Origin of the sequence: Actinopolymorpha alba DSM 45243, assembly GCF_000373925.1 — a bacterium.
GTDB lineage: Bacteria > Actinomycetota > Actinomycetes > Propionibacteriales > Actinopolymorphaceae > Actinopolymorpha > Actinopolymorpha alba.
Window position 1 is genome coordinate 102,576 of the sequence record NZ_KB892709.1, and the last position, 21,079, is coordinate 123,654.

General features: G+C 67.6%; 23 protein-coding genes. 14 read left to right on the plus strand and 9 right to left on the minus strand.

Going from position 1 to position 21,079, the window contains the following annotated elements; translation table 11 throughout:
- Positions 1–160: 160 nt before the first annotated feature.
- From B141_RS0105005 to B141_RS45280, 3 genes are all read right to left on the minus strand, one after another.
- The gene (locus B141_RS0105005) at positions 161–922 is read right to left on the minus strand and encodes an ABC transporter permease (protein ID WP_020574076.1); all 762 of its coding nucleotides are present in this window, start codon (positions 920–922) and stop codon (positions 161–163) included.
- 52 nt (positions 923–974) lie between these two features.
- Positions 975–1,937 (minus strand): daunorubicin resistance protein DrrA family ABC transporter ATP-binding protein, encoded by a 963-nt coding sequence (locus B141_RS0105010; protein WP_020574077.1) that lies wholly within the window; start codon positions 1,935–1,937, stop codon positions 975–977.
- Between the two features lie 74 nt (positions 1,938–2,011).
- Complete coding sequence (locus B141_RS45280; protein WP_157180802.1) at positions 2,012–2,494, minus strand: MarR family transcriptional regulator; 483 nt, start codon at positions 2,492–2,494, stop codon at positions 2,012–2,014.
- 88 nt (positions 2,495–2,582) lie between these two features.
- Between B141_RS45280 and B141_RS38940 the strand changes: the two genes are divergently transcribed.
- The 3 genes from B141_RS38940 to B141_RS46735 all read left to right on the plus strand — a co-directional run bounded on the left by B141_RS38940 (position 2,583) and on the right by B141_RS46735 (position 5,338).
- Complete coding sequence (locus B141_RS38940; protein ID WP_020574079.1) at positions 2,583–2,993, plus strand: hypothetical protein; 411 nt, start codon at positions 2,583–2,585, stop codon at positions 2,991–2,993.
- Between the two features lie 74 nt (positions 2,994–3,067).
- A complete protein-coding gene (locus B141_RS0105025; protein ID WP_020574080.1) occupies positions 3,068–4,105 on the plus strand; it encodes a S1C family serine protease in 1,038 nt (345 codons plus the stop codon).
- A gap of 234 nt (positions 4,106–4,339) precedes the next feature.
- On the plus strand, positions 4,340–5,338 hold the full coding sequence (locus B141_RS46735) for a glyoxalase superfamily protein (protein ID WP_020574081.1): 999 nt from the start codon (positions 4,340–4,342) through the stop codon (positions 5,336–5,338).
- An 84-nt stretch (positions 5,339–5,422) separates the two neighbouring features.
- Here the strand turns inward: B141_RS46735 and B141_RS51230 are convergent, their stop codons facing one another.
- Both B141_RS51230 and B141_RS52140 read right to left on the minus strand, forming a co-directional pair.
- Positions 5,423–5,659 (minus strand): hypothetical protein, encoded by a 237-nt coding sequence (locus B141_RS51230; protein ID WP_020574082.1) that lies wholly within the window; start codon positions 5,657–5,659, stop codon positions 5,423–5,425.
- Between the two features lie 191 nt (positions 5,660–5,850).
- Positions 5,851–5,985, minus strand: a complete 135-nt coding sequence (locus B141_RS52140; protein ID WP_020574083.1) for a hypothetical protein — start codon at positions 5,983–5,985, stop codon at positions 5,851–5,853.
- 295 nt (positions 5,986–6,280) lie between these two features.
- Between B141_RS52140 and B141_RS0105045 the strand changes: the two genes are divergently transcribed.
- From B141_RS0105045 to B141_RS0105060, 4 genes are all read left to right on the plus strand, one after another.
- Positions 6,281–6,751, plus strand: coding sequence for a Dps family protein (locus tag B141_RS0105045; RefSeq protein ID WP_051113964.1), 471 nt, complete (start codon positions 6,281–6,283; stop codon positions 6,749–6,751).
- 222 nt (positions 6,752–6,973) lie between these two features.
- Entirely contained in the window at positions 6,974–7,177 is a 204-nt protein-coding gene (locus B141_RS0105050; protein WP_020574085.1) for a cold-shock protein, read from the plus strand.
- Between the two features lie 129 nt (positions 7,178–7,306).
- Positions 7,307–8,266, plus strand: coding sequence for a GNAT family N-acetyltransferase (locus B141_RS0105055; protein WP_020574086.1), 960 nt, complete (start codon positions 7,307–7,309; stop codon positions 8,264–8,266).
- Between the two features lie 52 nt (positions 8,267–8,318).
- Positions 8,319–8,708: an MmcQ/YjbR family DNA-binding protein gene (locus B141_RS0105060; RefSeq protein WP_020574087.1), complete on the plus strand. Its 390-nt coding sequence runs from the start codon at positions 8,319–8,321 to the stop codon at positions 8,706–8,708.
- A gap of 36 nt (positions 8,709–8,744) precedes the next feature.
- On the opposite strand, the gene B141_RS0105065 is transcribed toward B141_RS0105060, so the two are convergent.
- Positions 8,745–9,629 carry a helix-turn-helix domain-containing protein gene (locus B141_RS0105065; RefSeq protein WP_051113966.1) on the minus strand — a complete coding sequence of 295 codons (885 nt, stop codon included), beginning with the start codon at positions 9,627–9,629 and terminating at the stop codon, positions 8,745–8,747.
- Between the two features lie 136 nt (positions 9,630–9,765).
- On the opposite strand from B141_RS0105065, the gene B141_RS0105070 reads away from it, so the two are divergent.
- The 5 genes from B141_RS0105070 (at position 9,766) to B141_RS0105090 (ending at position 15,766) form a co-directional block, all read left to right on the plus strand.
- The gene (locus B141_RS0105070) at positions 9,766–10,596 is read left to right on the plus strand and encodes a phytanoyl-CoA dioxygenase family protein (protein WP_020574089.1); all 831 of its coding nucleotides are present in this window, start codon (positions 9,766–9,768) and stop codon (positions 10,594–10,596) included.
- A 58-nt stretch (positions 10,597–10,654) separates the two neighbouring features.
- Positions 10,655–10,951: a hypothetical protein gene (locus B141_RS0105075; RefSeq protein ID WP_020574090.1), complete on the plus strand. Its 297-nt coding sequence runs from the start codon at positions 10,655–10,657 to the stop codon at positions 10,949–10,951.
- A 159-nt stretch (positions 10,952–11,110) separates the two neighbouring features.
- The gene (locus tag B141_RS38950; RefSeq protein ID WP_020574091.1) at positions 11,111–13,549 is read left to right on the plus strand and encodes a poly(ethylene terephthalate) hydrolase family protein; all 2,439 of its coding nucleotides are present in this window, start codon (positions 11,111–11,113) and stop codon (positions 13,547–13,549) included.
- A 36-nt stretch (positions 13,550–13,585) separates the two neighbouring features.
- Entirely contained in the window at positions 13,586–14,185 is a 600-nt protein-coding gene (locus tag B141_RS38955; protein ID WP_051113967.1) for an LOG family protein, read from the plus strand.
- Between the two features lie 213 nt (positions 14,186–14,398).
- The gene (locus tag B141_RS0105090) at positions 14,399–15,766 is read left to right on the plus strand and encodes a pectate lyase family protein (RefSeq protein ID WP_040420474.1); all 1,368 of its coding nucleotides are present in this window, start codon (positions 14,399–14,401) and stop codon (positions 15,764–15,766) included.
- A gap of 168 nt (positions 15,767–15,934) precedes the next feature.
- On the opposite strand, the gene B141_RS0105100 is transcribed toward B141_RS0105090, so the two are convergent.
- The gene (locus B141_RS0105100; protein ID WP_237742618.1) at positions 15,935–16,369 is read right to left on the minus strand and encodes a (deoxy)nucleoside triphosphate pyrophosphohydrolase; all 435 of its coding nucleotides are present in this window, start codon (positions 16,367–16,369) and stop codon (positions 15,935–15,937) included.
- 227 nt (positions 16,370–16,596) lie between these two features.
- Here B141_RS0105100 and B141_RS52145 point away from each other — a divergent pair, with 227 nt between their 5' ends.
- Positions 16,597–16,728: a hypothetical protein gene (locus B141_RS52145; RefSeq protein ID WP_272944062.1), complete on the plus strand. Its 132-nt coding sequence runs from the start codon at positions 16,597–16,599 to the stop codon at positions 16,726–16,728.
- Between the two features lie 45 nt (positions 16,729–16,773).
- The gene (locus tag B141_RS0105105; protein ID WP_020574097.1) at positions 16,774–17,262 is read left to right on the plus strand and encodes a hypothetical protein; all 489 of its coding nucleotides are present in this window, start codon (positions 16,774–16,776) and stop codon (positions 17,260–17,262) included.
- A gap of 45 nt (positions 17,263–17,307) precedes the next feature.
- On the opposite strand, the gene B141_RS0105110 is transcribed toward B141_RS0105105, so the two are convergent.
- Positions 17,308–19,119, minus strand: coding sequence for an ABC transporter ATP-binding protein (locus tag B141_RS0105110; protein ID WP_020574098.1), 1,812 nt, complete (start codon positions 19,117–19,119; stop codon positions 17,308–17,310).
- A gap of 23 nt (positions 19,120–19,142) precedes the next feature.
- Positions 19,143–20,909, minus strand: coding sequence for an ABC transporter ATP-binding protein (locus tag B141_RS0105115; RefSeq protein ID WP_020574099.1), 1,767 nt, complete (start codon positions 20,907–20,909; stop codon positions 19,143–19,145).
- Positions 20,910–21,079 lie beyond the last annotated feature (170 nt).

Genomic DNA, 21,079 nt, shown 5'->3' on the forward strand with positions numbered 1-21,079 from the left:
CGGCGATCCCTGGCAGGTGGCGTGGCGCGTGGTCCCCCCGGCCGGAACCATCAGCCTAATCTCCTCAATGTGCTGTCTCGTCTAGGACCGATAACTCTCAGCTTCGTGATGGCGCGTTCATTGCGCTGATTCTCGTACGACCCGCTCGCGCGCCCGCCGATCAGGACGTCTCGCGCCGGAAGACCCGGGTCCCCAACGTGACACCGACTACTGCCAGCACGGCCGCGACGACGGAGCCGGCCAGGAACGCACCCGCGGCGAAATCACCGCGGAACGCCGCCCGCGCGCCGTCGACGACGTACGAGAACGGGTTGACCCGAGACAGGTTATAGAGCCAGCCCGGGGCCAGCGACATGGGCAGCATGATGCCCGAGAGCAGCATCACCGGCAGCATGAACGTGTTGAGCAGCGGCGCGAACGCGTCCTCGCTCTTGAGCACCAGCGCGGTGGCGTAGGACACCGAAGCCATCGTGATGCCGAGGACACCGACGAGCAGGAGTCCGATCAGGATCCCGTCGAGCGGCGCCCGCAGCCCGAAGGCGACGGCGGTGATGACGAGGACGAGTGCCTGGACCACCAGGACCACGACGTCGCGCAGCACCCGGCCGAGCAGGAGCGCGAACCGGCTCATCGGGGTGACCCGCATGCGTTCGATGACGCCCGAGCGGTACTCCGCGATCAGGCCGAAACCGACGAACGCCGCGCCGAACAGCCCAAGCTGCACGAGCAGGCCGGGGACGAACACCTGCCAGGCGTCGCCTGGTGGGAAGCCCGGGGTGCTGGCCACCCGTTGCAGCAGTGGCCCGAACAACGCGAGGTAGAGGATCGGCTGGAGCAGGCCGATGACCACCCAGGCGGGGTTGCGCAGGCTGATCTTCATCGCCCGGCTGAACACCAGCCCGGCGTCACGGAAAGCGTTCATGACAGGAAACCTTCGGTTGATCGGGCGTCAAGGGGAGGGGTGCCGGGCGGGATCATTCGCTGCCGTCGCGCAGCGCGTGGCCGGTGAGGGCGAGGAAGACGTCGTCGAGGGTGGGCCGCTGGACCTGCAGCGACGACAGGGCGATGCCGGCCGCGTCGAGGTCGCGGAGCAGGCCGACGACCGCCTCGTCGCCGCGCGAGACCCGGAAGCTCACGACGGCACCGTCCACCGTGAGCTGCTCCGCGCCGGGCCGACCTGCCGCGATGCCGCGGGCCTTGTCGATGTCGCCCTCGGTGCCGCTGGCGACCTCCACCTGGACGAGATCGCCCGAGACCTGCTGCTTGAGTTCGTCGGCGGTGCCGCTGGCCACGATGAGTCCGGCGTCGATGACGAAGATCCGGTCGCACAGGGCGTCCGCCTCTTCGAGGTAGTGGGTGGTGAGGAAGACCGTGGTGCCGTTGTTGTTGCGCAGCCGTCGGATGTGCTCCCACATGTTGGCGCGGCTCTGCGGGTCGAGCCCGGTGGTGGGTTCGTCGAGGAAGACCAGGCCGGGGGAGTGGACCAGGCCCATCGCGATGTCGAGCCGCCGGCGCTGCCCGCCCGAGAGCGTCTTGACCTGGCGTGTGTCCAGGCCGGCGAGATCCAGCTGGGGCAGCAGGTCCTGGGACCGGCGGCGGGCGTCGCCGCGGGACAGGCCGTAGAACCGCGCGTGGTATTCGAGTTCCTCGCCGACGAGGGCCTCGGGCGCCGAGCCGCCCGCCTGGCTGACGTACCCGATGCTGCGGCGTACGCCCACGGGGTTGGCCCGCAGGTCGAATCCGGCGACCGTCGCGGTGCCCTCCGTGGGCTCCAGCAAGGTGGTCAGCATCCGCAGCGTCGTGGTCTTGCCGGCGCCGTTGGGACCGAGAAATCCGACGATCCCGCCCGCCTCGACCGACAGGTCGACTCCGCGGACGGCCTCGACGCTGCCGCGCCGCGAGCGGAACGTCTTTTTCAAGCCTTGTGCAGTGATCACGTTGTGACTCCTCCGAAGGAGGAGTATTCAAGTTTGATTCGTCGTCGCTGGTCAAGTGGAACTGCTGGCGGCGCTTACGTGGGGCGTGTCGTCGCGGTGACCTGGCGGGCGATCTCGCGGGCGCGCACGTTGAGCTTGCGGGCATAGTCGGCGATCAGCTCGAGCTGGTCATCGTCGTACTCGTCGAGCAGGTCACCGAACCCGTTGCTGAGTGGGGCGTATGCCGAAGCGAGCTCGACTGAGCGTCGGCCGGTGGAAGACACGAAGACCTTACGGCGGTCGGATGGGTCGCGGCGGCGTTCGATGAACTCCGCGCGCTCGAGCCGGTCGAGGACCGCGGTGATGGCCGACGTGCTCAACCCGGTGAGCTCGGCCAGCCGTCCCGCGGTGAGGTTGGTCTCGTGACGGGCGACGTCGAGGCATTTCAGGTCGGTGGGGTTGAGGCCGAACCGCTGGGAAATGGCGTGGTGGATGACGATGCCGAGCGCGCTGCTGTCGCGGCCCAACTCCGCGATCGCGGTCTTGAGCTCCTCACGCCGTCCGGTACGGCTTGACATCCCCATCTCCCAACCCACATATTTCGATACATCGAATTATCCGATAGATCGGAAAGTCCGATCCGGAGGATATCTTAGGGGGTTGCTGATGTCGTACGCCAGCCCGCTGCCCGCGGCGTTCACCACGCCCGGCCGGCTCCTGTGGACCACCGTCGGCATCGTCGAAGCTCCGGTCGACGAGGTGGCCCGACTCGTCTTCGAGGACTTCGAGGAGGCGCCGACCGGCGGCCACCTTCACCGTGACGAGGAACGCCGGATCGTGATCGTCCAGGGTGGCTGGTGGTATCGGGGCGTCACATCGATCGAATCGCATCCGGACGGCGCCCGGGTCACCTACCGCGTTTACAACATCGCGCGGACCAACCGCTGGATGGTGCCCTTGGTACTCCTGCAGTACCGGCTCAACGGCAGTCTGGCCGCCATTCGCGGCGGCGAGTTCGAGGGAGGGCTGGCCCGGATAGGTGAGCGGCTGGGCGCTCGCGTTCGCCGGACCGAGTAAGACCAGCGGGCCCGGGGTAAGTCGCGATCGTGATCAGACGTCGGCGGCGGTGGTTGCGGCGGACCCTGGTTCGCGTGGCCGCGTCGGGTGCGGTGGTGTGTGTCGTACTCGCGGGGTGCACTGGCGGCGGTCAGGCTCCTCGGAACGCCGCCAGTCCGGGCGCGTCGATTGTGCCGCCGCTCGGTGGCCCGGCGACGAGCCTGCAGCAAGACTATGAACTGGTCGTACGCCAGGTCCGGACCTCTGTCGTACAGATCAACACCAGGGCCGGACTGGGCTCGGGCATCGTCTACGACAAGCAGGGCCACATCGTCACCAACGCGCACGTGGTCGGGAGCTTCAAGACGTTCGAGGTGACCCTGGCAACGGGCGGCGCTCCGCTGCGGGCGAGCCTGGTGGCGAGCTATCCGCCGGATGATCTCGCCGTGATCAGAGTGGAGAAACCACTCGCGGTGGCGCCGGCGAAATTCGCGGACTCCAGTCAGCTCGCGGTCGGCCAGATCGTCTTGGCCATGGGCAACCCGCTCGGGCTTTCGGGCAGCGTGACCGAGGGCATCGTGTCGGCTGTGGACCGCACCGTCGCGGAGCCCGCATCAGAGACCTCGCCGGGTACGACGATCACCCGGATGATCCAGACCTCGGCGGCCATTAATCCGGGAAACAGCGGCGGTGCGTTGGTTGACCTCACTGGGAAGGTGGTCGGAATTCCGACCCTTGCCGCGACCGATCCGCAGCTGGGTGGCGGGGCCGCACCCGGAATTGGTTTCGCCATTCCGAGTAACACGGTCACCCGAATCGCTGGCCAGATCATCAAGAGCGGCCGGGTCGTGGAATCCGGCCGTGCGGCTCTCGGGGTCACCGGGTCGACCGTCACTGATGCGGCGGGCGCACCAGTCGGGGTCGGCGTCGTGGCGGTACGGGCGGGGAGCGGGGCCGCGAAGGCTGGTATCCGTCCGGGGGACATCATCACCGCCATCAATGGTACGAAGACTCCGACGAGCTCCGCGTTGAGTGAGGTAGTGGTGAAACACCGCCCCGGCGAGACTGTCAAGGTCACCTTTACGCGGCAGGGAACGAGCAAGACAGTCAAAGTCACCTTGGGCGAGCTCTAGCGCCTCGTCAAGCAACGTTGGAATGACGCCGCGCGGCAGCGCCACGTACAAGGGCTTCAACTTCGCTGATCGCGGGGGTAAGCTGGCCAGCGGCCAGGGCAGCCCGCCGCCTGCGCCTCGATCCTGAGGTTTGGTGAATGCCCGTCATCTCGCATCGGACCGCTGATCACTCGAACTCTTCTGCGGACCATCAGCAGTGCAGGCTCCTGATCTCGTGCCGCGAGAGGACTCGAGATGATCAATCTCCCTGCTGCCGACGATGTCAAGGCGATGGCCAGGCGGCTGCGTACTGCGCTGGCCGCCGACGGCATGACGATCAGTCACGGCGCAGCACTGGAACTCACCGCCCGGCAGCTCGGAGCCCGGGACTGGAACACACTCGCCGCATCGCTGTCCAGCGTGGCGAGGTCGGCCGGCCGGCCGGGCGATCCCGTCGATGCGGTGCCGATCATCCGCATCTTCGACGCCGATCAGGCCTACGCCTTTTACTGCGACTACCTCGGCTTCGGAAAGGACTGGGAGCACCGCCTCGAGGATCACCTGCCGCTGTACGCCCAGGTCTCCCGCGGTGACGTCCGACTGCATCTGAGCGAGCATCACGGCGACGGCAGCCCCGGCATCGGCGTGCTGCTCACAACCCCGGACGTCCGTGCCCTGCACGCCGAACTGCAGAGCAGGGACCACCCGCTGAACCCAGGAATCACGTCCGAAGAGTGGGGCCTGACGCTGGCCGTCATCGACCCGTTTCACAATCGGCTCGTCTTCCACCAGCCGGCCGACCAACCGGCCCGGGCCGAGACCGCAGCCGCACCCTGGCGCCATCGGCTGCATGTCTCGTGCTCGCCGGAGGTTGCCTTCGAGATCTTCACCGCTCGGATGGGTGACTGGTGGGGTCCGGGCTACAACGCCCATCCGGAGGCGTACACGGGAGTGCGGCTGGAGCCGCGGGTCGGCGGTGCCGTGGTGTTCACTTTCAACGGGTATCCCGATCAGTCCTGGGGGCGGGTCGCGGTGTGGGATCCGCCGCGGGTCTACGGCCAGGACTTCTGGCTGGCGCAGGATCCGGACTACCCCAGCCGCCTGACCGTCACGTTCACCGCCGATGACGGCGGGACGGTCGTCGACTTCGAGCATGCCGGCTGGGTGCCAGGTAACGCCGCCTCGCGGAACAAGTTCGCCGAGTGGCCGAAAATCCTGAACAGGTACACCCAGTTCGCCGATCAGCACGGGTAAATCCGTCCACGCCGCTCGTCGGAGACTGAGGATGCTGTGACGCCTTAGCTCTCCGATGACCCGGCGGGGAGGGCGGTGTCCGGATCAGAATAGGGGTTTCAGGGTCCACGTCGTAGGTGTGTCCGAGTGGGCTTTGAGGTGTTCGGACAGCCTCTGGATGAACCCTTTCGCTTCGGCGACTTTCTCCAGCGGTAGGTCGGAGCCGAAGATGTTGGCGGTCCCGTTGACGCCGGCGCTGAACTGGATCTTGCGTTCTCGTTTGGCTTCCTTCCGCCGTTCTTCGGCACCCACCGGATCCAGCTTGACCACCTTCGCCTTCAACCAGCGCTCGATCTGCTGCCTGGTCAGCTCTGGTGCTTTGGGCAGGATCCATTCCTCAGCCTCACGGGCAAGCTCATGACAGCCAACTGGTCTCAGAGGCGATCTCCCGCGCCTTGGCCACATCGATCAGGCCCGCCTCGAACGCCGCGCGGGTCCCTGGGAGGCGTGCGGCGACCTCAACCGAGGCGAACTCAGAACAGCATCACGACGACCCGCGCGTAGACATTCACCGCGTTCAGATCAATCGCCGCCTGTGTGGCGGCAAGGTCAGGACCGGGCGCGGCCTCAACCAACGCAGACACATCAACATCCCAGCCGTCGAACATACGTGCGAGTTTGCCAGTAGAATGAATTCCATGCCGACCGCAGAACCCCTTGATTTGAAGCGATTCCATCGACGACTCACCTGTCAACCTCGCCCTGCGTCGAGCCGTGCATCACCCACTGACAAGAGGTGTGTCGGCCGTCGCAGAGGGGGGTACGACGGCTCGTAGGGTTCCCTCGTCGTCCCTCTGTACGACACAAATTCCGCCGGCCACAGGAGCACGGGAGCCGCGCAGGCCGGCGTACAGAAAATCACACAGTCACGCCGGATCTCATTGTTGCGACCGGAGGTAACTCGTGAGTGTCCATGAAACGCTGCCGGCCGTTACGGGTGCGGAGGTGGCCAGATTTCTCCAGCCTGTGCTCGTGGACCTGGTAGCCCTCGGCATGAACGGTAAACAGGCGCACTGGCACGTGCGGGGCCGCCATCTCCTACAGGTTCACGAACAGCTTGACCTGCTCGTGGACGACGTACGCCATTGTTCGGACGTCGTGGCCGCCCGACTCGTCGCGCTGGAGGTTCCCGCGGACGGGCGACCGTCCACGGTCGCGACGACGACGAGCCTGCCCGAGGTCGCGCAGGGCTTCGCCGAGGATGACAAGGTGGTGAACTCGATCGTCGACCAGATCGATGCGGTCATCGCCCGGGCCCGGCACGCTCTTGATCCACTCGAGGACCTCGACCGGGCGAGCCAGGACGTCGTGATCGACGTCCTGCGGGGACTCGAGAAGCACCGGTGGACCTTCGCGGCACAGGTCGCGCCGTGAGCTCAGGTCTGTTCGACGCGCGGGGCGCGAACGGATCGTGTCGTGCTAGTCTCATGGGAAAGTTGCAGTTGTGGTTCCCATGAACGTTTGCGTGCGTCTGTTGGGTTGTCACCTGACGGGCGCGCTCTGTTTATCCGGGTTTTCTCCGGGCGGGGTAATCATCACGGCGACGCGGGGCTCGTGCAGTGCGGGCCCTGGGAGTGCCCCAGAAGGAGTTCGGATATGGCTACTGGCACGGTCAAATGGTTCAACGCCGAAAAGGGCTTCGGCTTCATCGAGCAGGACGGTGGCGGCGCTGACGTCTTCGCCCACTACTCCAACATCCAGGCTCAGGGCTTCCGTGAGCTGGTCGAGGGGCAGAAGGTGGAGTTCGACGTCGCACAGGGCCAGAAGGGCCCCCAGGCGGAAAACATCCGTCCCGTCTGAGATTCGCCGTCCTGCCTACATGTAGGCAGCCGGTGTTTACGCACAGTGAAATGGTCCGCGTCCTGAGGGCGCGGACCATTTCGTGCATGTCGCACCGAACCTCTGGAATCGGCCGCTACCCTTCGCTGTGTGCGCGAGCCCACGGTTGTCGGTGCCTTCATCCGTAACGAACGCAACCACGTCTACGCCCAACGCCGCACCCAGTCGCGGCGGCTCCTGCCGGGCATCTGGGACGTTGTCGGTGGCCACATCGAGGCGGGTGAGACGCCCGAGGAGGCGCTGGCCCGCGAGATCCTCGAGGAGACCGGCTGGCCCCTCCGGCACGTCGAGGCGATGATCGCCGACTGGGAGTGGGAGCACGCCGGCGTCGTACGCCGCGAGCTTGATTACCTCGTCGAGGTCGACGGCGACCTGGCAGCGCCGACGCTGGAGGAGGGCAAGCACGACGCGTTCGCGTGGGTCGGCCCCGACAACCTCGAGTTGATGATGAAAGACCGGACCGACGGCGACCGCCGGCTCCGGGACCTCGTCGCGAAGGCCGCCCGCATCCGGCTCACCGAACGCCTGCGGCTGGAGCCGACCAACCCCGAGCACGCGGATGACCTCTGGCGCCTTCACCAGGACAACGCGGTGGCGGAGTGGTACGCCGGCACCTGGAGTGCCGAGGCAGCGCACCGGACTGCCCGTGAGTGGGCGCGAGCGTGGGATGCCGACGGCGTACACAAGTGGATCGCGTACGACCGGGTGAGCGGGGAGTTGGTCGGTCGCGGCGGGCTGTCGAGTACGCAGGTCGACGGAGCCGACCACCTCGAGTTGGGGTGGGCGTTGCTGGGCGAGCGGTGGGGTCAGGGCTACGCGACCGAGATCGGCCAAGCCGGCCTGGCATTCGCGTTCGGCGACCTGGGGGCGAAGACGGTGGTGGCGTTCACCGAACGCCACAACGCCCGGTCGCGAGCGGTGATGGAACGCCTGGGCATGAGGTTCGTCCGCGAGATCATCCGGCACGGTCTCGTCGAAGGCCGTGCGGGCGTCCACGACGACGCGCCGTTCGCGTTGTACGCCCTGGACCGCTCCGACCCAGTCGGGTAACCCGGTTGGTAGTAGAGCGGGCCCCCGGCTGATAGGGCACTACGATGGCGCGATGGCGACCTACGACGACGTGGCTCGGCTCGCCACGGCGCTGCCCGAGACCACAGAGGGAGTTCGTTACGGTCAGCGAACCTGGCTGGTCCGCGGTAAGGCGTTCGCGTGGGAGCGTCCGTTCAGTAAGGCGGATCTGAAACGCTTCGGTGACAAGACCCCGCCTGACGGTCCGATCCTGGCAGTTCGGGTCGAAGATCTCGGCGAGAAGGAAGCAGTGCTCGCCGCGCAGCCTGACGCGTTCTTCACCATCCCGCACTTCGACGGGTACGCCGCCGTCCTCGTCCAGATGTCGAAAGTGTCGAAGAAGGCGCTGCGAGAAGCCCTCCTCGACGGCTGGCTCGCGGTCGCACCGCCAAGCCTGTCGCAGGCCCATCTCGAGAGTTCCTGACGGCTCACCGCAGGGTGTCCAGGCCAGGAACACGGTCTAGGTCGGTGCGGATCCCTGGCCGCCGCGTACGGCGCGAGGTGAGGCGCCGAGTTCGCGCCGGCAGGCTTTGTTGAACGCCTGCAGATCCGGGATCCCCACCGAGGTCGCGATCGTCGCGATGGACAGCGTCGAATCCCGCAGGAGGTGCCGGGCGCGGTCCATCCGGCGGCGGCGGATGTGGGCCACCACGGTTCCGCCGGTCTCGGCGCGGAACAACCGGGTGAGGTGGTTGTGGGAGATGTCGACGGCCCGAGCCACTTCCGGCACGGTGAGCGGGCTGGCGAGGTTGGACTCGATGTAGGAGATCGCCGCGGACACGGCCGCGTGCGGACGCTCCGTCTCGGTGGGCGCGGCCAGCTGCGCCAGGCGCCAGAGAACGACCCACACCTCGGCGGCCGCCTGGGCAGGTGTGCTCGGCCAGCCGGCGAGCGCCTGCAGCAGCAGGTCGGAAAGGATCGGCACGTCCGCACCGCCGTCCTGGACGACGGGAATCATCCGCACGGTTGACAGCCCAGACGAGCCCACCGGCCCGGCCCCGCCGGCCGAGCCAGCCCTGCTTGCCGGGCCGGCCCCGCTTGTCGAGCCGACCTCGGGCAGCCGGAGGTGGGCGTACAGATGCTCCGACCGGCCGCGGTAGAGAAATCGCACCAGCGCGCCCGGAGGGATCAGGCTCACGTACCCGGGATGGATGGCGTGCGCGACGCCGTCGACGGTGAGGTCGGCGGAGTAGCGGTAGAGGTGGAGTTGCCACAGGTCGGGAAGCTGGAACACGTCGCGCCGGCGTACCTTCCCGTGCACTCCCACGCCGAGACTCACCACCCGCGGTGGCGAGTCCAGATGGACCGGCACCAGCTGCCGAGCAACTTCGCCTCCTCCAGGCATGGTGAAAAACTACCAGCACTGGTGATTACAACCCACGCAATGATTGGCCTTCCCGTCGTACCGTGAACGAACGACGACCAGTAGCGGACTCAGACGCACGAGTCGTCGAACCCTTCATCTGGCTTCGGGAGAGGACATGACCATCCAACCCGCCCGTGAACACCTGCTGACCTCGGTGCAGATGGCGCACTTCGTGGCGCACGGATCCCTGCGCATGGATGCGGTCGTACCCGACGACATGAACGCGCAGGCCGTCGACGTCCTGCGTGCCGGCATCCCGCCCGTGAAGTACGGCACGCCGCTGAACGAAGCGTTTCCCGAAGGGTCCTTCGCCAGGCGGCTCGTCGAGCTGCCTCAGGTGGCCGGTGCGTTGTACAGCCTGGTGGGTCCCGGTCCCACCGTCGACCACCACGCTGTCCACATCCGGAAGCCGAACGAAGGCCACGCCCAGCCGCTGCACGGCGACGCGATCATCGACGTTCGCCCGGACGCGTTCGACGTCCAGCTGATGTACTACCCGCAGAAGGTCACCCTCGACATGGGCGGCACGTTGAGCGTGCCCGGAAGCCACCTGCGTCGTACGAACGAAAGCGACACCGGGCGGTACCAAAACCTCCGCGGGCAGACCCGCCTGGTGTGCGAGCCCGGCACGGTCGTGTTCCTTCACCACGGCATCTGGCACGGCGGACGGCGCAACGACAGCGACATCGCCCGCTACATGTTCAAGATCAGGTTCAACCCCACGGTCCGCCAGCTGCGGCTCTGGAACACCGACGATCTCCACGACCCCGAGGTCGTGGCCGAGCTCAACACCAGGTTCCCGTGGTACGAACCCGCCACCGGTCGGCTCGAGGTCTACAACCGGGTCATGCTCTGGCAGGCCCTGACCGGCGACGACACCTTCGACCCCGACTACTGGGTGACTCGGGTGAGCAACCGGCCCCAGCGAATCGTCGCGGCCGGCTGACCGCTTCCGGCGCGTCCCCTCTCATCGACGACGGCTCATCGACAACTCGGAGCGATGCATGAGCACCCTCACCCAGCAGATCGTCCGCCAGCAGGTCCTGGTGTTGTACCTCTCCACCTCCGCCCTCGACAGTTCGGTCGTCGGCTGGTCGGTGTACGACGGGACTGGCCGCACGACGCCGACCACGGGCGACAGTGACGAACCCCCTTACAACACAGGGGTCGCGGCCCTCCAGGACGGCTGGCGGCTCATCCAGGCTGCCCAGCTGATCCCGCCGTACCCCGGCCATGAGTACGACGTGTCGTTCCTCAAGCACGAGTTCCTGTTCGAGAAGCTGGTGCACCTCGAGGGCTGAGCGCGGCCAGCGATTCAGGCACGATCGTTTACCTGCCTGCAAGGTCTTGTAACGCGAGCAGGTGATTTACCCGCCCTTCACGACGTCGGCCGAAACCCGCGCTCAATCCAGGCATGGTTTCATCCGGTCGGCAGACGTGAGTAAGGAAGGGGTGGGAGCATGCGTGCGCGAACGCGGGTCCGGAAACGGGCGATCATCACAGTCGTGGCGGCCGGAATGGCCGCCACGACGTTCTTTGCTGGGCCGGTGCAGGCCGATCCGCACGACCAACCTGGCTCGGTGGGCCAGGCGGGCCCAACCGGCCGGAGCGGTGAGGGCGAGTGGTCGGTCACGGCGGTCAAGGGTGGCGGCTATCGCATCACGCTGCGCCTCGACGAGCCGCTACCGGTCCGCGACGCGGTTGCCGAACTCGCCGTCGACGGCAGGTCGCTCGGGCCGGCAAAGGAGTCACCTGACGGCCGGACGTTGACAGTCGACACCGCCGATCCGCGGGTGGCTTCCGCGTCGTCGGTCCGGGTCGCCTGGAACGGCGTGATTCCCTCGGCGGGCGCAGGCCGGCAGGCGAGCCCCGGGCGGGTTCCGGCGCCGTCGGCCACCGGGCGGAGCCTCCCGGTGGACCCAGCCACCCCGGGTGCCTACACCGTCGAGCGCGCCGAGTATGACCTCGGAGACGCCGCGATCTCCCTGTCGGGTCTTGGTGCCCGTCCCGCCGAGATCCGCGCCGCTGTCTATCTGCCGAAGGAAGCCCGGGGTGCCCGCCGGCTGGTGCTCTTCCTGCACGGCCGGCACGCGGCCTGCTACGACCCGGTCGCCTGGACGTCGTCCAACAGCCAGTGGCCGTGTCCGGACGGCCAGCAGCCGATCGCGAGCTACCAGGGGTACGACGGCGCGGCCGAGGCGCTCGCCAGCCATGGCTACGCCGTCGTGTCGATCAGCGCCAACGGCGTGAACGCCGCCGACAACCCCTACAGCGAGGACCGCGGCGCGCTGGCGCGGGGCGAGCTTGTCATGAAGCATCTCGACCTGCTCGCCGCCGCCGCCGAAGGTCGCGGCGACCCCCAACTTGTTCAGCTCTTCAAGGGGCGGATCGACCTGTCGAACGTCGGTCTGATGGGCCACTCCCGCGGTGGCGAGGGCGTTGTCAAGGTTGCCTTGCTCAACGCGGACCGGCGCTCGCCGTACGGCATCAGGGCGGTGCTCCCGCTCGCGCCGACCGACTTCGCCCGCGCCACCCTCCCGAACCTCCCGATGGCGGTTCTTCTGCCGTACTGCGACGGCGACGTCTCCAACCAACAGGGCCAGCATTTCTACGACGACACGAGGTACGCCGATCCGGCTGATCCGGCGTTCCGCGGGTCGCTCATGGTCATGGGCACCAACCACAACTTCTTCAACACCGAATGGACACCGGGGATCGCCCGCTTTCCCGCGTCCGACGACTGGCGCGACAACACCGACCCGGTGTGTGGCAACACCGCGCCGTCGCGGCTCGGTGCCGAGGAGCAGTACGCGGTGGGTACGGCGTACATCGCGGGCTTCTTCCGCCTCGTCCAGGGAGGTGAGAAGGCCCTGCTGCCGCTCTTCGACGGCACCGGCGGCACGGTGCCATCGGCCGGGCGGGTGGTCGTCCACACGGTCGCGCAGGCGCCGGCCGGTCAACGTCTGGACGTGGCGCCGTTCACGTCGCTGCCGTCGTCGGTACGCGTGTCCGGCGCGGCCACCGGCGTGATCTGCGCCAGCATGCTCGACCGCTCCCCCCAGAGTGGGCTGCCCTCCTGCGCCAGCACACTGACCACCGCGCAGGCACCGTCGTGGACGCCGGCGACGTACGCACCGAACGTCGTGGCCACGCCGGTCCTGCGGTTCGCCTGGACCGGCACCACCGGCCAGGTGGTGGCGTCGCTGCCGACGCGCTCCAAGGATGTCTCCGGCTATGACGCGTTGACGTTCCGCGCCGCGCTGGACGAGGCTGCGACTGGCGAGGTGGACCTTGCGGTCACCGTCGTCGATCGGCGCGGTAGGTCTTCGGCGAAGGTCGCCGTCTCTGAGGTGAGTGACGCGCTGACGGCCTTTCCTGGTACGAAATCGCCACTGCCCAAGACCTGGTTGCGGACCGTGCGGATCCCGACCCGGTCACTAAGCGGGATCGACCTGCGGGATGTGCGGGAGGTCCGGCTCTCCGGGGCCAGCGCTACGGGTGCGGCGTACCTCGCCGACCTCGCGTTCTCGCGGGTCCGTGTAGGGGACGCACGCCTGTCCGAGCTACCGCAAGTCTCGGTTGACGGTCTCAGCGTTCCCGAAGGTGACGGGCCGGGTACCGCGACCATGACGCTCCGCCTGTCCGCAAGGAGCAGGGTGCCGGTGAAGGTCAACGTCCAGTCGATCGCGGCCGGCGCCGCGCCGGTGATCACCCAGGTCGCGCAGGAGGTCGTCTTCCCGCCGAACGCGACCTCCGCGACCTTCCAGGTGCCGCTGGTCGGCAACACGACGGTGGCGCAGGATGCGCAGGCGTACCAGGTGGTCGCGTCCGTCCCGACGAGCGCGGTGATCGGGAGCGGCTTCACCCGCCTCGTGGTCACCGACGACGACGCGCCGTAGCCCGCTGCGTCCGCGGGCGCACCGTAGAGTGGCGGGGTGCGGATCTGCGTCTTCTGTGGGTCGTCCCCGGGGCGGGGCGACACCTACGTCCGGGCGGTTGCCGGCATGGCGGAAGTCCTCGCCGAGAGCGGCATCGGGATCGTCTATGGCGGTGCGAGCGTCGGCACGATGGGGGTGCTCGCCGACGCCGCACTCGCCGCGGGTGCTGAGGTGGTGGGCGTGATCCCGCAACAGCTGGTTGATTGGGAGATCGCCCATCCGGGCCTGAGCGAGCTGCATGTCGTCGGCAGTATGCACGAACGCAAGGCGCGGATGGCGAGCCTCTCGGATGGGTTCGTCGCGCTACCGGGTGGCGCCGGCACCCTGGACGAACTCTTCGAGATCTGGACCTGGGCGCAGCTTGGGCTGCACAACAAGCCAGTCGGGCTCCTGGACGTGGCGGGTTTTTACCAACCGCTGCTGACTTTCCTCGACCATGCGGTCGAAGCAGGTTTTCTCAAGCGGGCCTATCGTGACGCGCTCATCGTGGATTCCGAGCCGCGGGCGTTGGTCGAGCGCCTGAAGGAACAGGTGCCGCTCGCTGACGAGTTCGTCGAACCTCTTCCCGACGGAGCGAGGCCGGTCGACCTCACCTGACGCCGGCTACGCGGGAAGGCTCCATCGGCCGTACCGCCACCAGAAGGCCGGCCAGCCGGCTCGAAGCTGGCCTTCATCCAGCCGCTGGATGCTACGGCACACCTGCACCGGCCTGCCGGCCGAAAGCGGTCATCGACAGTGGAGAGATCGCCAACTACGTTGACGGGTAACCGCTTTCCAGATCCTGAAGGTGCTTACGGGAAGGAGAGTGCAGTGGTCAGGGCAAGACGTCTCGTCAGAGGACGATTACCGCTCGTCGCGGGTGCGGCTGTTGTCGCACTGGCCGCCACCGGCGGCGTTGTGGGCCAGGCAGACAAGGCCAGAGCGAGCATGCCAGCGACCGACACCGGCGTACAGTCGCAGGCGATTCCGGCGTTCCCCGGGGCTGAGGGTTTTGGGGCGTACGCCAGTGGCGGACGCGGTGGCAGCGTCTATTTCGTCACGACCCTTGCTGACAGCGGTCCCGGCTCGTTTCGCGACGCTGTGAGCCAGCCCAACCGCACTGTTGTTTTCGCTGTTGGCGGCATTATCCGGATTGGCGAGCGGATCTCGGTCGCGCCTAACATCACGATCGCCGGCCAGACCGCTCCTGGTGAAGGCATCACGATCTACGGAAACGGCCTGTCGTTCACCGATGCCAACAACACGATCACCCGATATCTGCGGGTCCGCATGGGCATCAACGGTACGCCAGCGACCGACGCGATCAGTGTCGCCCGAGGCGACCGGATGATCTTCGACCACCTGTCGGTGACCTGGGGGAGGGACGAGACCTTCTCCGTCAGTGCGGGCGATCTCAACAAGCCGATCGAGGAGCAGCCCAGCAACATCACCATCCAGGACTCGATCATGGGACAGGGCCTGGACACGCATTCGGCGGGTGGACTCATCGAGACCGCGGGCGGCATCAGTCTTCTGCGCAACCTCTATCTCGACAACGACATCCGCAACCCGAAGGTGAAGGGCGTCAACCAGTACGTCAACAACGTGATCTACAACTGGAAGCACGAGGCCTACATCCTGGGCGGCTCGCAGTTTACGTCGAGAGCCAACGTCGTCAACAATTACTTCATTGCAGGGCCGAGCACTGTGAGTGGCGCATTCACCCGCGGCAACGAGAACTTCCACCTGTACGCGTCGAACAACTACCACGACAACAACCGAAACGGCGTCCTCGACGGCTACGTCGTACCCCGCGAGGAATACACGACGGTCACCTGGGAAGACGAGCCGTTCCCGTACCCCGAGGTGCGGACCAGGTCACCTCAGGCGGCGTACCGTCACGTGATGAAGGGTGTTGGTGCATCCAAGCACCGCGATCGCGTGGACAAACTGCTGATCGAGGAGGTGGCCTCGCTCGGAACCCTGGGCGCGATCATCCGCGACGAGAACGCCCCACCGATCAACGGTCCTGGCCCGGTGCGTGGAGGGAAAGCTCCGGTTGACACCGACCTCGACGGGATGCCAGACACCTGGGAGCTGCGGGTCGGCCTCAATCCTCGGGTGGCTGACAACAACGGCGACCGGGATGGTGATGGTTACACGAACCTCGAGGAGTACCTCAACGGGCTCGTTCGTTGACCTTCGGCCTCAGTTGCGCGACGAGGCTGAACGGCCTCAGGCCGTACATGTCTGGATGTTTCTGGTAGGTCTGCTGCCACTGGTGCCGTTGCCGTTCAGCCAGGCGTCTGTCGAGGGGCATGAGTCGACACCGCCGTCCTTCCCGCGGCCGTCAGCCTACGGCGCCGCTTACGCGGGTGCGCTGTCGAGCAGGGCGCGCAGGTCGGGGAGGAGTACGCGGTCGGCGTCGAGCCAGTCCAGGTCGGTGAGTTCGACCGGCGAAACCCAGGCGACGGCTTGGTGTTCGTGCGGGGTGGGTACGGCGTCCTCGCTGGCGAGCGTCGCTTCGTAAACCCGCAACAATGTGCGACCGCCCTGCAGCGGAACATCGGGTCCGACCTGGGCGCCCACCGTGACGGAAGCGCCGAGCTCCTCATGGCACTCTCGTACGACCGCCTCGACGTCGGACTCACCCGGCTCGACCTGTCCGCCCGGCAGTTCCCAGCGCCCAGCGAGGTGGAGGGGGTAGGCGCGTTGCTGGGCGAGCAGGCGCCCGCGGTGGACGATCGCGGCACCCACCACCACGCGAGCCGGAAGATCGGCGTGCGCATTGAGTTCTGACACATCGTGCACCCTAGTGCAGCACCGATGTCGCGTCGGAAGGTAGTGCGGCGCCGCGGAGTTGTCAGAGGTGGCCCGGGCTGTCAGAGGTTTCTCGGTCTCTTAGCCGAGAAACCTCTGACAGCCCGGAGATGGGTTGGAGTTCGGGCGGACAGATTGTTCCCTAGAGGCCTATTCAAAAGTCCCTGCCTGTGAACGGCTATTCCGGATCGCCGGAATAAAGTTGATCAATGGCGGGCGATTCGGCAGTCGACAGCGGCGAGCAACCAGAACTGGGACCTTTGATCAACTTTGCTGGGGCGGCGGCCGTGATCGTGAAGGATTTTCGTCGCTATATGACCAAAACTTTTCATGACCCTTGAAGGCGCCCATTATGCGAGATCACCCACAGAGGGTGCGGCGAGCCGGTGCTGGTCGGATCTGTCGGCCTCGAGGTGGTGGTACGCCCTGACATCGACCTCGAGATCTATACGGACGCACCGGCGGTGCGGGATGGCTTCGCGGTGGTGTCGGCCATGGCGGAGTTGCCGCACGTGCGCGGTATCCGCTACAAGGACGCCCGTGACCAGGCAGAGCAGGGGTTGTACTGGAAGCTCGTCTACGAGTTGACACCAGACCAGACCTGGGGCATCGACATGTGGATGTTCGACCGCAGCGGCTCCATGCCGAGCGCGGCGCCCAGAGTGGCGGCCATCCGAGCGGCGTTGACCGAGGACGCCCGCGACACGATCCTTGCCATCAAGGAGGAGGCCACTGCGCGCGGTGAGCGGGCCAACGGCCACTGGCTCTACCGCGGCGTCCTCAACGAAGGCATCACGACCTATGCCGATTACCTCGCCTGGCTTGGCGATCAGGACGTGTGGGCCCGCGTCGACTGGGAGCCGGTGCGCAAGTAGGCACGCCGCCGGCGGCTGAGCCCCTCCTCGCGAGTCCGCATACCGTCAGTGCGTGGATGCGCTGGTCTTTTGTTCCTCGGCCTCGACGACGAGTTCCTCGTCCCAGAGCCGGCGCATTTCCGTGCAGGTCCGCAGGAGTTCGGGCAGCGAGCCGGTTCCGACGACCCGCCCGCGGTCGAGCACTACGATCTGGTCGGCACGTTCCAACGCCGCCCGCCGGTGCGACACCACCAGCAGCGTGGCGGGTCCGCGCCCGTCCTTGGCCGCGTCGGCGATCCGGTCCCACAGCAGCTGCTCGGTCTCGACGTCCAGCGCGGACGAAAGGTCGTCCACCACCAGGAGTTCCGGTGAACGCACCAGCGCCCGGGCGGCGGTCGCCCGCTGGACCTGCCCGCCGGACAGGCGTACCCCGCGTGGACCCACCACGGTGTCCAGCCCTTCGGGCATCTCGGCGAGGTCCTGCTCGAGCGCGGCGAGTTCGAGGGCCCGGTCGAGTGCGGGGTCATCGACGGGCCAGCCCATCAGGAGGTTCTCCCGCAGCGACTCAGAGAACAGCCTTGGCACCTGACCGGCGTACGCGGCCCGATCCGGCACCAGGAAGGTCCCTGGGTCGTCGATGCGTTCGTCGTTCCAGCTCACCGTCCCCGACTCCACCGGCAGCAATCCGAGGAAGGCGCGGACCAGCGTCGTCTTGCCGGCGCCGACCGCTCCGGTGACGACGGTGAACGAACCACGTTCGATCCGCAGGTCCGCTGCCTCAAGGCCACGCTCGCTGTCGCCGTGGCGTACGGTCAGGCCGCGCGCCTCGATCACCTTGAGCGGATCGTCGCGCGCCGGGATCTCTTCCAGCACCGGCGGCGGGTCACCGTCGAACCACACGCCGGTACGCCGCGAAAGGTGATCGGCGCTCTCGTGCTCGGCCATCAGACGGGTGAGGCGTTCGGTGGCAACGGCCGCCTGCGGGACGCGGTACAGCATGCGACCGACAATCCGCGGCAGTGCGGTCAGCCATCCGATGTAGCTGGTGAACAACGCGAGGTCGCCGACGGTGAAGTCTCCTCGGCGCATCGCCGGCGCGGCCAGCAACAACACCAGACCGATGCTCAGCTCGACGGTCGCGCCGGTCGCGGTATCGAGCAGATCCATCGCCAACCGGTCCTTGACAGCGGCCTGCCGGCGCCGCCGGTTGTGCTCGCGCAGGCGTTCCAGGACCGCCTCTTCGGCGCCGGCGGTCTTGATCGCGAGCACGCCGCTGAAGGTTTCGCCGATGAACGCCGTCACGGCGGCGCCGAGTTGGCGGGCGCGGGAGTGGATCCGGCGGATCACGTCGCTCAGAACCCTGCTCAACACGAGTACGACAGACAGCGGCAGCACCAGCACCAGCGTGATCACCGGGTCGATCGTGGACATGATCACGAAGGCGCTCGCGCCGAAGATGACGGCGCCGAAAAGGTCCACCGCGTTGTCGGTGAGCATGGCCACGTCGTGCACGTCGTCGCGGAACCGCGACACCGCCTCGCCGGAGGAATGCGGCAGCCTCGTCGCGGCCGGGCCGCGCGCGGTGAGGATCGAGCTGAGTGCGTTGGCCCGCAAGGTGGTGGCGACGGAGTTCCACCAGCGCGGCCAGACGGTGAGCGCGAGCCAGAGGATGGCGCCCCGGGTCGCCTCAATGGCAACGAAGATCGCGCACAGCCACAACGACGCGTCGAGGGTTGCCTCGCGATGGCCGCTCAGCTGGTCGAACAGCGCCTTCAGCACCAGTCCGGTCAGGAGGGGTACGACGAGGAACGCCGCCCACAGCAGGCCACCCGCCACGTAGCTACGCAGGTCGAACCGCGCCAGTCGGACGGCGACCATCAATACGGGGCTCCGCCGCCGCATCACGGGATCACCTGGCTCTCTCGGCGTACCCCGGCCGCGACGAGCAGGCGGGAGAAGCGACTGTCGGGGTCAGCGGCGAGGGTTTCGCGGGGGCCGTACTCCACTACCCGGCCGTCGTCGATCACGGCGATCTGGTCGACCCGCGCCAGCGATGAGAGCCGGTGGGCGATCAGCACCGCGGTGCGGTTGGTCAGCAGCCGGCCGATCGCGGTCTCGATGTGCTGTTCGGTCGCGGGGTCGAGACGGCTCGACGCCTCGTCGAGGACCACCAGGCCGGGATCGGTGAGGAACGCGCGCGCGAACGCGAGCAACTGCCCCTCACCCGCGGACACGCCGCCGCCCTGAGCGCCGAGCACCGTGTCGAGCCCGTCGGTAAGGGTCTCGAGCCAACCGCCCAGGCCCACCTCGGTGAGGACGGCTCGCAGCCGGTCGTCGTCGGCGAGCCCAGGCCGGAACAACGTGAGGTTGTCCCGCACGCTGGCCGCGAACAGCTGGACGTCCTGGGTGACAACGCAGACTCGGCGGTGCAGCACGGCCAGGTCGATGTCGCGCGTGTCCACGCCACCCAGGCGTACGACACCCTCGGTCGGGTCGTACAGCCGCAGCACCATCCGGGCGATCGTGGTCTTGCCGCTGCCGGTACGCCCAACCAGGCCGAGCGTTTCACTCGGTGCCAATGCCAGGTTGACATCGGCCAGGACCCGCTCGTCGTCGTCGGCGTACGCGAAACCGACGCCGGCCAGCTCCAGGCTGAGCGGGCCGGTCTCCGGCAACGGGCGGGGATTCTCCGGCTCCGGCATGGTCCGGCGTTCGGCGAACAGCCCGCCGATCCGGGTGACCGCCGCCAGCGCCTTCTGGTACTGCTGGATCTGGTCGATGATGCGCTCGAACGGCGTTCGCACCATCTGGGTGTACTGAAACAGCAGCACCGCGGTGCCGACGCTGAGTGCGCCGGACTGTTGGGTCCAGGCGGCGAGCCCGAGAACGAGCGCGGTGCCCGCCGCGAACGCCACCGTCGTGCCGGCGAACAACCCGCCACCGAGCCGCTCGGCGTGCCTGTCCGCGCGATAGACCTCCGCGCTGGACTGGTGGAAGCGGCGCACCACGTGCGGGCCGGCGCCGTTGGCCCGAATGTCCTCTGCTCCGGCCAGGCGTTCCTCGAGATTGCCGAACAACGCGGCGAACCGCTCGCGCACCCGCGTGGCGGCCGGGACCGCCAGCCGCTGAGCCCGCACCATGAACAAACCGATCAGGACGCAGTAGGCGAGGAGTGCACCGCCGATGCGGACATCCACCGCGAGGACAACGATGAGAACGCCCACCAGGAGCAGCAGGCTCGCGACCACGTCGAGTAGGAAGGCGACCACGAAATCCGCCAGGGCGACCACGTCGCCGTCCACCCGCTCGATCATCTCGCCGGGGGTGCGCTTGCCGTGGTAGCCCATGTCCAGCCCGAGTGCGTGCGCGGCGAGGCTCTCCCGTAGGCGGTTGGTCCCATCCCAGGCGAGCCGGCTGGCGAGCCACGCGGCCAGCATCCGCGCGATCTGCCCGGAGACGGCGAGGCCGAGGTAGCCGACGGCGAGGACGGTGAGGCGGCCGGCGCTCTCACCCGCAATGGCGTCGTCGACGAAGCGTCGCGTGAGCTGGGGGGCGAGGAGCGGCAGCACGGTGGTGATGAGGATCGCCAGCGCCAGGGCAGCGGCGGATCGTCGTCCGGGCCACAGGAGGCGCACGACGGTACGGCGGGTGTCGGTGGGGGAAGTCATAGAGCCTCAGACGGTACGGATCCGGCGGGGCATCAGCAACGGATTTCCCGGTATGCCGGACTGCTGTCCCGCGGCGCGCGTGGGCCGGCGTGCGTCTAGGGCTTGGCCTGGATTCCCTGACTCGTAACGGATCGGGTGCCCCTGCGGTCCAGTTGACAGTGTGGGGGTGG

Bases quoted from the DNA above. Each gene is read 5' to 3' on its own strand.
- B141_RS38950 (WP_020574091.1), top strand. From the start codon at position 11,111: ATGCGTGCGCGAACGCGGGTCCGGAAACGGGCGATCATCACAGTCGTG.
- B141_RS0105005 (WP_020574076.1), bottom strand. From the start codon at position 922: ATGAACGCTTTCCGTGACGCCGGGCTGGTGTTCAGCCGGGCGATGAAG.
- B141_RS52140 (WP_020574083.1), bottom strand. From the start codon at position 5,985: ATGTTCGACGGCTGGGATGTTGATGTGTCTGCGTTGGTTGAGGCCGCG.
- B141_RS0105075 (WP_020574090.1), top strand. From the start codon at position 10,655: ATGAGCACCCTCACCCAGCAGATCGTCCGCCAGCAGGTCCTGGTGTTG.
- B141_RS0105065 (WP_051113966.1), bottom strand. From the start codon at position 9,629: ATGCCTGGAGGAGGCGAAGTTGCTCGGCAGCTGGTGCCGGTCCATCTG.
- B141_RS0105110 (WP_020574098.1), bottom strand. From the start codon at position 19,119: ATGGTCGCCGTCCGACTGGCGCGGTTCGACCTGCGTAGCTACGTGGCG.
- B141_RS0105060 (WP_020574087.1), top strand. From the start codon at position 8,319: ATGGCGACCTACGACGACGTGGCTCGGCTCGCCACGGCGCTGCCCGAG.
- B141_RS46735 (WP_020574081.1), top strand. From the start codon at position 4,340: ATGATCAATCTCCCTGCTGCCGACGATGTCAAGGCGATGGCCAGGCGG.
- B141_RS0105115 (WP_020574099.1), bottom strand. From the start codon at position 20,909: ATGACTTCCCCCACCGACACCCGCCGTACCGTCGTGCGCCTCCTGTGG.
- B141_RS0105050 (WP_020574085.1), top strand. From the start codon at position 6,974: ATGGCTACTGGCACGGTCAAATGGTTCAACGCCGAAAAGGGCTTCGGC.
- B141_RS52145 (WP_272944062.1), top strand. From the start codon at position 16,597: ATGGCGGGCGATTCGGCAGTCGACAGCGGCGAGCAACCAGAACTGGGA.
- B141_RS38940 (WP_020574079.1), top strand. From the start codon at position 2,583: ATGTCGTACGCCAGCCCGCTGCCCGCGGCGTTCACCACGCCCGGCCGG.
- B141_RS0105070 (WP_020574089.1), top strand. From the start codon at position 9,766: ATGACCATCCAACCCGCCCGTGAACACCTGCTGACCTCGGTGCAGATG.
- B141_RS45280 (WP_157180802.1), bottom strand. From the start codon at position 2,494: ATGTCAAGCCGTACCGGACGGCGTGAGGAGCTCAAGACCGCGATCGCG.